Genomic DNA, 12,331 nt, shown 5'->3' with positions numbered 1-12,331 from the left:
CTGAGCATGACCTTTTCCGAAAACCGGTATCCACTTTTCGGGATCATGCTTCAACGACGAGCGACAAGCACCTTGAACATGCCGTCGCGAGCGAGTTCGGCATGGCTCGAAAAAGCGGCCGCCAGGATCGGCTCATAGGGAAGCTGGCGGTTGGCGACCATGAACAGCCGCCCACCTGGTTTCAAGGCCTTGGCCGCCGCGCGGATCATGCCGGCGCCGATCTCCGGCTCGGCCGCCCGGCTGCGGTGAAAGGGCGGGTTCATGGCGATCGCGTCGTAACGCTTCTCGACCGGTTCCTTCAGCAGATCGATCCAGAAGAAGTTTCTGGCGATCGACTGGGTGACCCCTGTCAGATTGAGCTTTGCGGCTTCGAGCGAGGCGAAATCGGCCTCATAGAGGTCGAGCGCCTGAACGCCGGGGGAGCAGGCGGCGATCTCGGCAGCCAGATACCCCCAGCCGGCGCAGAAATCGGCAACGCTGCCCCGCAGATCATTGGGCAGGTTCTCGACCAGCAATTTGGAGCCGGTATCGATCCGGTCGAAGGAAAACATGCCGGGCGCGGTGCGGAACCGGTTTTCAACCAGCAGAGCGGGATTGGCGGCGCGCAGTTCTTCCGCGACGGCGAGATCCGCGGGACGGCGTAACCAGAAGGCGATGCCGTGATATTTCGGCAGATGGCCCTCAAGGGGGACAAGTTCGTCAACGCGCTTGCGCAGGCTGGCAATGCCGTCATCCTTGCCGCCGGCAATGACGACCAAGGCGCCAGGCGCCACGCGCTCAAGCGCATCGGCGATGCGCACCTCGTTCAGGCCGCGATGCCGGCCGGCCAGCACAAGTGCCATATCGAAGCCGCCGCCTTCCGGTTGCGCGGTGACGCCGGAGGCCTGCAACGCACGAAAATCCGGCCGGAAGCCTTGCACGAGGTGAAGCGTCGCCTCGAAGCCTTCAGGCAGGCGAAATCCTGGCTCAGCGCCGAGAAACAGCACGCGCTCGCCCTTTACCGGCAAAGCAACAGCCTCGGCCTCAAAGGGATGGAAAAGCGTCTTCAACGGCTCGGCGGACATTGTTCGATCTCGACCTGTCTAGACGATCTGAAAGTGAAAACGGAGCTAAAATGAAAACGGGCGCGACATAAGCCGCGCCCGTTTCGATTCATGGTCTCAGACCAATCAGGCGGCGTTTTCTTCGCCTTCGGTCTTCTTGTCGCGGGCGAGTTCTTTGCCGGTGGCCTGGTCGACGACCTTCATCGACAGGCGGACCTTGCCGCGCTCGTCGAAGCCCATCAGCTTGACCCAGACCTTATCGCCTTCCTTGACCACGTCCGAGGTCTTGGCGACCCGGTCGTTGGCAAGCTGCGAGATGTGGACGAGGCCATCACGCGGACCGAAGAAGTTGACGAAAGCGCCGAAGTCCGCGGTCTTGACGACCGTACCTTCGTAAATCTCGCCGACTTCCGGCTCGGCGACGATGGTGTGGATCCACTTCTTCGCCGCCTCGATCTCCTTGGCGTTGGACGAAGCGATCTTGACCGTGCCGTCGTCCTCGATGTTGATCTTGGCGCCGGTCTTTTCGACGATCTCGCGGATGACCTTGCCGCCCGAGCCGATCACGTCACGGATCTTGTCGGTCGGGATGTGCATCACTTCGATGCGCGGTGCGAACTCACCCAGTTCCGAACGCGCGCCGGTCAGAGCATGCGCCATCTCGCCGAGGATGTGCTGGCGGCCATCCTTGGCCTGGTCCAGCGCGATCTTCATGATCTCCTCGGTGATGCCTTCGATCTTGATATCCATCTGCAGCGAGGTGATGCCGCTGGCGGTGCCGGCGACCTTGAAGTCCATATCGCCGAGGTGATCTTCGTCACCGAGGATGTCGGAGAGAACGGCGAAACGCTCGCCTTCCTTGATCAGGCCCATGGCGATACCGGCGACGGGCTTGGCCAGCGGCACGCCGGCATCCATCAGCGCCAGCGAGGTGCCGCAGACAGTGGCCATCGACGACGAACCGTTGGACTCGGTGATCTCCGAGACGACGCGCAGCGTGTAGGGGAACTGGTCAGCGCTCGGCAGCATCGGGCGAATGGCGCGCCAGGCGAGCTTGCCATGGCCGATTTCGCGACGACCCGGCGAACCCATGCGGCCGGTCTCACCGACGGAATAGGGAGGGAAGTTGTAGTGAAGGAGGAACTTCTCCTTGTACATGCCGGTCAGCGAATCGACATACTGCTCGTCCTCGCCGGTGCCGAGCGTGGCAACGACCAGCGCCTGGGTCTCGCCGCGGGTGAACAGCGCCGAACCATGGGTGCGCGGCAGAACGCCGACTTCGGAGACGATCTTGCGAACCGTGCTCAGGTCACGACCGTCGATGCGCGAACCGGTGTCCAGGATGTTCCAGCGCACGACCTTGGCCTGGAGTTCCTTGAACACGCTGCCGATCTGCTCGGAAGTGTATTTGGCGTCTTCACCTTCGGCCGGGGCAAACGCTGCCTTGACCTTCGCCTTGACGGCGTCGACGGCGGCGTAACGCTTCTGCTTGTCGACGTTCTTGTAGGCATTGCTGAGTTCGTCGCCGACGATCTTCAGCATCTCGGCTTCAAGCGCGGAATAGTCCGGCGCGGTGAAGTCGCGCGGCTCCTTGGCGGCAACTTCGGCCAGCTTGATGATGGCGTCGATAACCGGCTGGAAGCCCTTGTGGCCGAACATGACCGCGCCGAGCATCAGCTCTTCGCCGAGTTCCTTGGCTTCGGACTCGACCATCAGCACGGCATCTGTGGTGCCGGCGACGATCAGATCGAGCTTCGATTCCTGCATCTCGTCGACATGCGGGTTGAGCACATATTCGCCGTTGATATAGCCGACGCGAGCGCCGCCGATCGGGCCCATGAAGGGAACGCCGGAGAGCGTCAGGGCGGCCGAAGTGGCAACGATCGACAGGATGTCCGGATCGTTCTCGAGATCGTGCTGGACGACGGTGACGACGATCTGGGTGTCGTTCTTGTAGCCGGAGGCGAAGAGCGGGCGGATCGGGCGGTCGATGAGGCGGGAAACCAGCGTTTCCTTCTCGCTCGGACGGCCTTCACGCTTGAAATAGCCACCCGGGATCTTGCCGGCGGCGTAGGTCTTTTCCTGGTAGTTGACGGTCAGCGGGAAGAAATCGAGGCCGGGCTTCGGCTCCTTCATCGAAACGACGGTGGCGAGAACCTTGGTCTCGCCGTAGGTGGCGAGCACCGCGCCGTCAGCCTGGCGTGCGATCTTGCCGGTTTCGAGGATGAGCGGACGGCCGCCCCATTCGATTTCCACTTTGTGGTGATTGAACATGTCTTGTCCTTAATATGAGGAAAGGGCCGCGCCGTTTCACGGTGCGCGGATGCCCTTTCCCTGGCTTCCTTTCTCGGGCAGCCACGGGCAAGACAACGGGAAGCTCGGGTGATTTCGGCGCGGTGCGCGCGCGAGCGTCCTGCAATCCTGCCCCATGACCGTCCATGGGCGGTTTCGAGTGCCCTCTGCACGATCGAAACCGGGTCTGGCCAGTCGATGCGACTGGCAGAATGCGCGACCGGCGGGCTCTCCTTCGAAAGCCCGCCGGTCAATTCGTCAACGGCGCAGACCGAGCTTCTCGATCAGCGTCTGGTAGCGCGCGTCGTCCTTGCGCTTGAGATAATCAAGCAGGCTGCGGCGCTGGGAGACGAGAGCAAGCAGACCACGGCGGGAATGGTTATCCTTCTTGTGGTCCTTGAAATGGTCGGTCAGGTTCTTGATGCGCTCGGAAAGGATGGCCACCTGGACTTCCGGAGACCCGGTATCGCCCTTGGCGGTTGCGAATTCACCCATCAATTCCTGTTTGCGCTCGGCAGTAATCGACATCGTGTTTTTCCTTATCTGTTTGAGGAAACGGGTCGCCCTCAGCCGGGATGTCGTCCAGCAGGGGCCGGTGCAAGCAAAACGTCATAGCGCTATGCTGCGGCGCATATAGTGCAATTCCCCGGAAAACACCAGCCCAATTCACAAGCCGGCTTTTCAGGCCAAAATGGCAGGTTTTAGCCTTGTCAAAGCCATTTCTTCCATTTGAAGAAGGCGATCAGCCCGAACGCGACAAGCGCCATGAACAGCAGCGACAAGGGATAGCCATAATAGGCCTTCAGTTCCGGCATGTTCCAGGGCGAAGACTCCGGATCGAAATTCATGCCCCAGATGCCGACCAGGAAGGTGAGCGGCATGAAGATGACCGAGACGATGGTGAGATAGCTGATGACGTCGTTGGTGCGCGCCTGGCTCAGCGACAGGTGCATCTCGATCAGGCCGGTCAGCATGTCGCGCTGGGTTTCGACCAGCTCGATCAACCGTAGCGCATGGTCGAGCGTGTCGTTGAGGAAGATCTTGGTCTCGGCCTTCACATAGGGCACATCGTTGCGGATCAGCGTCGCCAGCGCATCGCGCATCGGCCACAGCACGCCTTTCAGCACGTTGGCGTCGCGCCGCAATTCATGCAGCTGCCGCATCTGATGCTTGTGCGGCGAATGCAGCATCTCGTCCTCGATGCTGTCGACCATGTCGCCGGCGGCCTCGATCGGCGGAAAGTAGCTGTCGACGATGGCGTCGATCAGCGCATAGGCGAGGTAATCGGCACCGCGCGCGCGCAACCGGTTGGGCGCTGAGCTTTCGATGCGCTTGCGCACGGGATCGAACGGATCGCCTTCACGCTCCTGGAAGGTGACGACGAAATTATTGCCGAAGAAGACGGCGATCTGCTCATAGCGGTGCGAGGCGACGTCGTCGATCATCCTGACGACGACGAAGGCATGATCCTCGAAAAAGTCGACCTTCGGCCGCTGGCCGGTGTTGACGACGTCCTCCAGCGCCAGCGGATGCAGGCTGAAAATGCGGCCGATCTCCTCGATCAGCGGGATGTTGGCGAGGCCGGTACAATCGAGCCAGATAACCGGCCACTTGTCGCAATGGGTGTTGAGGTCGTCGATGCTGGCATTTTCGATAGTCTTGAATTTTTCGGGCGAGATCAGCGTCAGCCTGAGTTCGCTGCGCCGCGCCGAGGGATCGGCGATCAGCGTGCCGGGCGACGCACCGACCGGCGGCCGCCGCGTTTTCACTGGTGCCCGCGTCTTCACGGTCTCAGCCTTTGCCATATGCCCCTCGTGCGAGTCCTCGCCTCGACATTAGACGACAGGAGTCACCCGGCAAAGACCCGCTTGGGCTTGAACATGCCTTGCTCGATGGCACCGATGGCGACCAGCTTGCCGCGCGCCGTGGCGCAGGCTTCCTCGGCTACCACCGGTGCATCACGGCCGCGGATGATGACTGGATTGCCGAGGCGGACCTTGGTCGCCGCATCGTCGCTGATGGCGATCTGCGGCAGGCAGTCAAGGGCGGCCGATGTATCGACCAGAAGCGCATCGATGGCGTCGAAGTCGATTGGTACTTCCACCTTGTCGACAGCCTCTGTCGTGTCAGCGGCTTCCGTTGCGTCCGTGACGTCCGTCGTGCTGTCTTCGTCCTGGACACCGAAACGGGCGGCTTCCAGTTCGGCAATGGTGACGAAATCCTCCGCCGTGAACGGCTCGACCTCCACCCGGCGCAATTCGGAAATGTGGCCGAAACAGCCCATGTCGCGGCCCATGTCGCGGGCCAGCGCGCGCACATAGGTGCCCTTGCCGCATTCGACCTCGAAAACAGTATGGTCGGCGCCATGCTCGACAACGTCCAGACGGCCGATCTCGATCTCGCGCGCGGGTATGTCGACTGTCGCGCCGTCGCGGGCCAGATCATAGGCACGCTCGCCCGCGATCTTGATGGCCGAGAATTGCGGCGGCGTCTGCATGATGACGCCAGTGTATTTCGGCAGCAGGGCGAGCACTTGGGCTTGCGACGGGCGCAGGTCGGACTCTTTCGTCACCGGACCTTCGAGGTCATCGGTGGAGCGCTCCTGCCCCCAGGCAACGGTGAAGCGGTAGATCTTTGCGCCGTCCTGCACGTAGGGAACGGTCTTGGTGGCCTCGCCAAGCGCGATCGGCAGCATACCGGACGCCAGCGGGTCGAGCGTGCCGGCATGGCCGGCCTTTTCGGCCTGGAACAGCCATTTGATCTTGGAGACGGCTTCGGTCGAGCCCATGCCGACCGGCTTGTCCAGGATCAGCCAGCCCGAGATCGGCCGGCCCTTCTTCTTGCCGCGGCGCGCCACTATTCGGTGTCCTTGTTGTCGTCTTTGCCCTGGTGCGGGTTTTCCTGGTCCTCAGGACCCAGATCGCGCGCCACTTCCGGCGATTTCAACAGGTCGTTGATCCTGGCAAAGTTGTCGAAGGAGGTGTCGAGCTTGAAGCGGAACTCCGGCATGAACTTCATCTGCCGCAGCGCGCCGGAGACACGGCCACGGACGAATTTCGCATGCTTGTTCAGCGCCTCGACCACCGCATCGGTATCCTTGGCGCCGAGCGGCGAGACGAAAGCGGTAGCGACCTTCAAATCGGGCGACATGCGCACTTCCGAAACCGACACCACAGTGCTCTCGATCAGCGGATCGATGATCTCGCCGCGCTGCAGGGTTTCGGATAGCGCATGGCGCACCTGTTCGGCGACGCGCAGCATGCGCTGGGATGGGCTGGATGTGGTTGGACGGGGCATTTTTCTCTATCCTGAAGGCGTGAGGCGCGGGATGGGACCGTGCCGCATGTCTCATATGGGTCGTTCTCAATAGACCTCGGGCGGCGGCCTCTCGGCCACCGCCCGGTATGGACAAGTCACTCGAACTCAGAGTGTCCGGGTCACCATCTCGACGCGGAAGCACTCGATGACGTCGCCGACGCGCATGTCCTCGTAGTTCTGGAAGGCCATGCCGCACTCCTGGCCGCCGGGGACTTCCGAAACTTCGTCCTTGAAGCGCTTCAGCGTCTTCAGCGTCCCTTCGTGGATGACGACGTTGTCGCGGATCAGGCGCACCCCCGCACCGCGTTCGACCTTGCCTTCGGTGACACGGCAGCCGGCGATCTTGCCGACCTTGGTGATGTCGAAGATCTCGAGGATCTGCGCGTTGCCAATGAAGGTCTCGCGACGCTCCGGCGACAGCAGGCCCGACAGAGCCGCCTTCACGTCATCCACGAGGTTGTAGATGATCGAGTAGTAGCGGATCTCGATGCCAGCCGCCGCTGCGGCGGCACGTGCCTGGACGTTGGCGCGGACGTTGAAGCCGATGATCGCGGCACCCGAAGTCTCCGCCAGCGACACATCGCTTTCGGTGATGGCGCCGGCACCGGCATGGACGATGCGCGCACGCACCTCGTCGGTGCCGAGCTTGTCGAGCGCGGCGTTGATCGCCTCGATCGAGCCCTGCACGTCGCCCTTGATGACCAGCGGGAATTCCTTCAGCCCGCTTGTCTGCAATTGCGACATCATCTGCTCGAGCGAACCGCGCTGGCCGGCATGCTTGGCAACCGCCTTCTCGCGCGCCAGACGCTGGCGGTATTCGGTGATCTCGCGGGCACGGGCCTCGTTGTTGACCACGGCGAAGCGGTCGCCGGCCTGCGGGGTGCCCTGCAAGCCAAGCACTTCCACCGGCATCGCCGGCGACGCTTCCTTGATCTGCGTGCCACGATCGTTGACCAGCGCACGCACCCGGCCCCATTCGTTGCCGGCAACCAGGATGTCGCCCGGCATCAGCGTGCCGGTCTGCACCAGCACGGTGGCGACGGGGCCACGGCCCTTGTCGAGCTGGGCTTCGATGACGACGCCTTCGGCGGTACGATCCGGATTGGCCTTCAGGTCAAGAATTTCGGCCTGCAGCAGGATCGCCTCGAGCAGTTTGTCGAGATTGGTGCCCTTGGTCGCCGACACTTCGACGTCCAGAACTTCACCCCCCATGGATTCGACGAAAACCTCGTGGCGCAGCAGCTCCGAGCGCACTTTCTGCGGATCGGCATCATGCTTGTCGATCTTGTTGATCGCCACGATGATCGGAACGCCGGCCGCCTTGGCATGGCTGATCGATTCGATCGTCTGCGGCATGACGCTGTCGTCGGCCGCAACCACCAGGATGGCAATGTCGGTCGCCTGGGCGCCACGAGCACGCATCGCTGTGAAGGCGGCGTGGCCGGGCGTGTCGATGAAGGTGATCTTGTGACCGTTCTTCTCGACCTGGTAGGCGCCGATGTGCTGGGTGATGCCGCCGGCTTCGCCGGAGACGACATTGGCGTTGCGGATCGCGTCGAGCAGCGAGGTCTTGCCGTGATCGACGTGACCCATGATCGTCACGACCGGCGGACGCGAAACCAGGTCCTCGGCACTGTCGGCGATGTTGAACAGGCCTTCCTCGATGTCGGACTCGGCGACGCGGCGGACCGTGTGGCCGAATTCGGTGGCAACCAGCTCGGCCGTGTCGGCGTCGATGACGTCGCCCGGCTTCAGGATCTGGCCCTGCTTCATGAAGAACTTGACCAGGTCGACCGCGCGCTCGGACATGCGTTGCGCCAGTTCCTGGATGGTGATGGTCTCTGGCAGGATCACTTCGCGCATGACTTTCTCGCGCGGCTCATTGTGCATCGCGCGCTTGAATTTTTCCTGGCGGCGACGCATCGACGACAGCGACCGGGCTCGCGCGTCTTCGTCGGACAATGCTGAATTCAGCGTCAGCTTGCCGCGGCGGCGGTCTTCCTCGGCCTTGGTCGGCTTGGCCGGACGCGCCACTTCGGGCGTGACCGGACGGCGCACCGGTGCGCCGGCACCAACACGTTTCGGCTTGGCCACTTCCTCGTCATCGACTGTTGCCAGTTCGGCGGCCAATGGCGCGCGTCGACGGGCCTCTTCCTCAGCCCGACGGCGGGATTCTGCCTCGGTCTGCAACCGCGCCTCTTCCTCGGCCTGGCGGCGTGCGGATTCATCGCGTTCGCGCTTGCGGCGCTCTTCGTCCTCGGCGCGACGCTTGGCATCCTCGGCGGCGCGCTGGCGGTCCTCGACCTCGCGAACCTTCGAGCCCTCGAGCGCCCTGCGGCGTGCTTCCATTTCACTGCGCGACAGTTCGTTCAGCACCATACCGCTGCGTTCGACCGGGGCCGGCGGCGGTGGTGGCGCCTTCGGTGCTTCCGGCACGACGACGGGTGCGGCCACGACCGCCGGCTTCGGTGTGAAGACGGGGGCGGCAACAGGCTCCGGCTTGTCGCCGGGCATCGAGAACTTGCGCTTCTTGGTTTCGACGACGACCTGCTTGGTGCGGCCGTGCGAGAAGTTCTGGCGCACAGTGCCCTGTTCCATACCGGGGCGCTTCAGCGTCAAGGTCTTCTTCGGCGTCACACTCAGCGTATTGTCGTCACCCGATTTCGTATCGCTCATTCCATATCCTCTGCGGCATCATCTTCGTCAGCAACAGCCGCAAGCATTGCCAGATCGTCCGGGGAACCGCCCCGATACCGGTCGAGCGCAACCATGCGCTTCTGGACCGCCCTGCCCGCGTCTCCCGCGAGAACGGCAGCATGTATCACATTTGTACCCCCCAATGCCAAGCTCAACTCGGCCTCGGAGAAAAGTTTGTAGGCAAGGATAGCGGGCCCGCCGAGATGGACTGTCGCCCGTCGCGCCTGGCTGATCTTGCGCACGCCGTCGTCGGACGCCTCGGTCGCGTGGAGCACGAAAAGCGCCAATCCACCGCGGACAGCACTTTCGACCTTGGTGGCACCCAGCGAAATTGCGCCTGCCTTGCGGGCAAGACCAAGCATGCCCAGAGCGTGCCTGGAAAGTAGCCCGTCGATCATGCCGCCAAGATCGGGCGGCACGACCACCTGTGCCTTGAAGGCGCGGGCAAAGAGGTTCTTCGCCGCAGCCTTGTCGATATGTAGGCGGTCGGCGCTCACCCAGCAACCGCGGCCGGGCAGATTTCTCTTAATGTCGGGAACGACGGCCGAATCCGGGCCGACGACAAACCGGATCAGATCATCCGGTTCGGCTTGTTTGCGCGTAACGATGCAGGTGCGATCGTTCATCTCGTCCAAGGGCGGGTTCGGTGCGATGCGGTTTCACCTCACGCACCAACGGCTTCGTCAGCCGAGACTTCTTCGGCTGCAAGCTCGTCTTCGGTGATCCAGCCGGCCTTGAGGCGGGCGGCCAGAACCATTTGTTCGGCGTCTGCGCGGGTCACGCCATGATTGGCCAGCACGCCCGGATAGACCTTGGTCTCACCGTCCTTGCGTTCCTTCCAGCCGGTCAGGTCGTCGGCGGCATAGCCGGCGAAATCCTCGATCGTCTTCACGCCGTCCTCGCCAAGCGTCACCATCATGGCGGTGGTGACGCCGGGGATTTCGCGCAATTCGTCCGAAACACCAAGCGCCTTGCGCTTGTCATCGTGCTCGGCCTCGATCTTCTCCAGATATTCGCGAGCGCGGGTCTGGATTTCCGAAGCGGTGTCCTCGTCGAAACCGTCGATCGAGGCGATCTCGCCGGAATCGACATAAGCGACTTCCTCAACGCTGGTGAAGCCTTCGGAGGCCAGCACCTGGCCGACCATCTCGTCGACGTCGAGGGCTTCCATGAACAGCGACGAACGCTCGACGAATTCCTTCTGGCGGCGCTCGGATTCTTCGGCCTCGGTGAGGATGTCGATATCCCAACCGGTCAGCTGCGAAGCGAGACGCACGTTCTGGCCGCGGCGGCCGATGGCCAGCGACAGCTGGTCGTCGGGAACCACGACTTCGATGCGTTCGGCATCCTCGTCGAGCACGACCTTGGCGACTTCCGCCGGCTGCAGCGCGTTGACGATGAAGGACGCCGCCGAAGGCGACCACGGAATGATGTCGATCTTCTCGCCCTGCAATTCGCCGACGACGGCCTGGACGCGGCTACCGCGCATGCCGACGCAGGCACCGACCGGATCGATCGAGCTGTCGCGCGAGATGACGGCGATCTTGGCGCGCGAACCTGGGTCGCGGGCGACCGATTTGATCTCGATGATGCCGTCATAGATTTCCGGCACTTCCATGGTGAACAACTTGGCCATGAACTGCGGATGGGTACGCGACAGGAAAATCTGCGGGCCGCGCTGCTCGCGGCGCACATCGTAGACATAGGCGCGGACGCGGTCGCCATATTTGTAGTTCTCGCGCGGGATCAGCTCATCGCGGCGGATGATCGCTTCGCCGCGGCCGAGATCGACGATGACGTTGCCGTATTCGACGCGCTTGACGGTACCGTTGACGATCTCGCCGATGCGGTCCTTGTACTCGTCATACTGGCGGTCGCGTTCGGCCTCGCGGACCTTCTGCACGATGACCTGCTTGGCCGACTGGGCGGCGATGCGGCCGAAATCCATGGGCGGCAGCTGTTCAGCGATGAAGTCGCCGAGCTGAGCGTCGGGATTGCGCTCGCGCGCCGAGGAAATGGCGATCTGCGTGGCGTAGTCATCGACCTTCTCGACGACTTCCATCAGCCGCTGCAGCTTCATCTCACCGGTGTTCGGGTTGATGTCGGCGCGGATGTTGGTCTCCTGACCGTAACGCGAGCGCGCCGCCTTCTGGATCGCATCGGCCATGGCGGCGATGACGATCGACTTGTCGATCGACTTTTCACGCGCGACCGCGTCGGCGATCTGCAGCAATTCAAGTCTGTTGGCGCTTACAACCATCGTTTTTCTCCCGAGCCTGTTTGCCGGACCTTTGCGCCCGGCAGCTCAATCATAGTTCCTGTTCGTGTTCTTCCGTGGCGTCCGCTTCCGCACCCGACTCGTCGTCGTCCGGTTCGCCGCGGCGTTTCTTGGCTTCCTTGCGCGCCCTGTTGTCCTTCGACAGGGCATCGCGGATAAGATCGTCTGTCAGGATCAAGCGCACATCGGCAATCGCATCATAGGGGACGCGCACCGTCGGCTCCTCGCCATAGGCGGCCTTGTCGCGCTCGATCAGCACATCGTCTTCGCCGGCTTCGGCGATCTTGCCCTTGAAGCGCTTGCGGTCGGCAACGACGATCGATGTTTCCATCTTCACCAGATGACCCGTCCAGGTCGTGAAATCCGATTTGCGGACCAGCGGCCGGTCGATGCCGGGCGACGAGACTTCAAGATGATAGGCCTTTTCGATCGGATCGTCGACGTCGAGCGCCGGCGACACCGCGCGGCTGACCTCTTCGCAATCCTCGACGGTCATGGTGCCGTCCTCGCGTTCGGCCATGATCTGCAGCGTCAGCCCGTTCTGGCCCGACAGATGCACCCGCACGAGGCGGAAGCCGATGCCACGCAGGACCGGCTGGACGATCAGCGCGATGCGCGCATCGATGCCGCTTTCGCGGATGATGCGATCGTCGCCCTCGCTTGCCGTTGCAGTCATTGAAGCCCTGTCGTTCTACTAGGTTAT

Annotated in this window: 10 protein-coding genes; all 10 read right to left on the bottom strand. The window is 62.8% G+C overall.

Annotated elements, in window-relative coordinates:
* Positions 1-50: 50 nt before the first annotated feature.
* Complete coding sequence (locus NKJ11_RS00820) at positions 51-1,064, bottom strand: class I SAM-dependent methyltransferase (RefSeq protein ID WP_352610751.1); 1,014 nt, start codon at positions 1,062-1,064, stop codon at positions 51-53.
* 105 nt (positions 1,065-1,169) lie between these two features.
* A complete protein-coding gene (pnp, locus tag NKJ11_RS00815) occupies positions 1,170-3,317 on the bottom strand; it encodes a polyribonucleotide nucleotidyltransferase (RefSeq protein WP_023811402.1) in 2,148 nt (715 codons plus the stop codon).
* Between the two features lie 276 nt (positions 3,318-3,593).
* Entirely contained in the window at positions 3,594-3,905 is a 312-nt protein-coding gene (gene rpsO / locus NKJ11_RS00810; RefSeq protein ID WP_269470859.1) for a 30S ribosomal protein S15, read from the bottom strand.
* A gap of 140 nt (positions 3,906-4,045) precedes the next feature.
* A complete protein-coding gene (gene corA / locus NKJ11_RS00805; RefSeq protein WP_352631053.1) occupies positions 4,046-5,140 on the bottom strand; it encodes a magnesium/cobalt transporter CorA in 1,095 nt (364 codons plus the stop codon).
* 44 nt (positions 5,141-5,184) lie between these two features.
* Complete coding sequence (gene truB, locus NKJ11_RS00800) at positions 5,185-6,192, bottom strand: tRNA pseudouridine(55) synthase TruB (RefSeq protein ID WP_023811404.1); 1,008 nt, start codon at positions 6,190-6,192, stop codon at positions 5,185-5,187.
* Positions 6,192-6,632: a 30S ribosome-binding factor RbfA gene (gene rbfA / locus NKJ11_RS00795; RefSeq protein ID WP_352631051.1), complete on the bottom strand. Its 441-nt coding sequence runs from the start codon at positions 6,630-6,632 to the stop codon at positions 6,192-6,194. Before rbfA ends, truB begins: the two co-directional genes overlap by 1 nt.
* A 126-nt stretch (positions 6,633-6,758) precedes the next feature.
* Positions 6,759-9,329: a translation initiation factor IF-2 gene (gene infB, locus NKJ11_RS00790; protein ID WP_352631049.1), complete on the bottom strand. Its 2,571-nt coding sequence runs from the start codon at positions 9,327-9,329 to the stop codon at positions 6,759-6,761.
* Entirely contained in the window at positions 9,326-9,976 is a 651-nt protein-coding gene (locus NKJ11_RS00785; protein WP_023811407.1) for an RNA-binding protein, read from the bottom strand. Before NKJ11_RS00785 ends, infB begins: the two co-directional genes overlap by 4 nt.
* A 38-nt stretch (positions 9,977-10,014) precedes the next feature.
* Positions 10,015-11,610: a transcription termination factor NusA gene (nusA, locus tag NKJ11_RS00780; protein WP_013527896.1), complete on the bottom strand. Its 1,596-nt coding sequence runs from the start codon at positions 11,608-11,610 to the stop codon at positions 10,015-10,017.
* A gap of 49 nt (positions 11,611-11,659) precedes the next feature.
* On the bottom strand, positions 11,660-12,304 hold the full coding sequence (gene rimP / locus NKJ11_RS00775; protein ID WP_013527897.1) for a ribosome maturation factor RimP: 645 nt from the start codon (positions 12,302-12,304) through the stop codon (positions 11,660-11,662).
* Positions 12,305-12,331 lie beyond the last annotated feature (27 nt).

The organism is Mesorhizobium sp. M0243, assembly GCF_040321775.1.
Taxonomy (GTDB): domain Bacteria; phylum Pseudomonadota; class Alphaproteobacteria; order Rhizobiales; family Rhizobiaceae; genus Mesorhizobium.
Note: the sequence above shows the minus strand (reverse complement) of the source record. Positions and strands in the feature narration are given on the sequence as shown.

Coding starts and splice junctions, on each gene's coding strand:
- nusA (WP_013527896.1), bottom strand. CDS start 11,610: ATGGTTGTAAGCGCCAACAGACTTGAATTGCTGCAGATCGCCGACGCG.
- rimP (WP_013527897.1), bottom strand. CDS start 12,304: ATGACTGCAACGGCAAGCGAGGGCGACGATCGCATCATCCGCGAAAGC.
- rbfA (WP_352631051.1), bottom strand. CDS start 6,632: ATGCCCCGTCCAACCACATCCAGCCCATCCCAGCGCATGCTGCGCGTC.
- NKJ11_RS00820 (WP_352610751.1), bottom strand. CDS start 1,064: ATGTCCGCCGAGCCGTTGAAGACGCTTTTCCATCCCTTTGAGGCCGAG.
- NKJ11_RS00785 (WP_023811407.1), bottom strand. CDS start 9,976: ATGAACGATCGCACCTGCATCGTTACGCGCAAACAAGCCGAACCGGAT.
- infB (WP_352631049.1), bottom strand. CDS start 9,329: ATGAGCGATACGAAATCGGGTGACGACAATACGCTGAGTGTGACGCCG.
- pnp (WP_023811402.1), bottom strand. CDS start 3,317: ATGTTCAATCACCACAAAGTGGAAATCGAATGGGGCGGCCGTCCGCTC.
- corA (WP_352631053.1), bottom strand. CDS start 5,140: ATGGCAAAGGCTGAGACCGTGAAGACGCGGGCACCAGTGAAAACGCGG.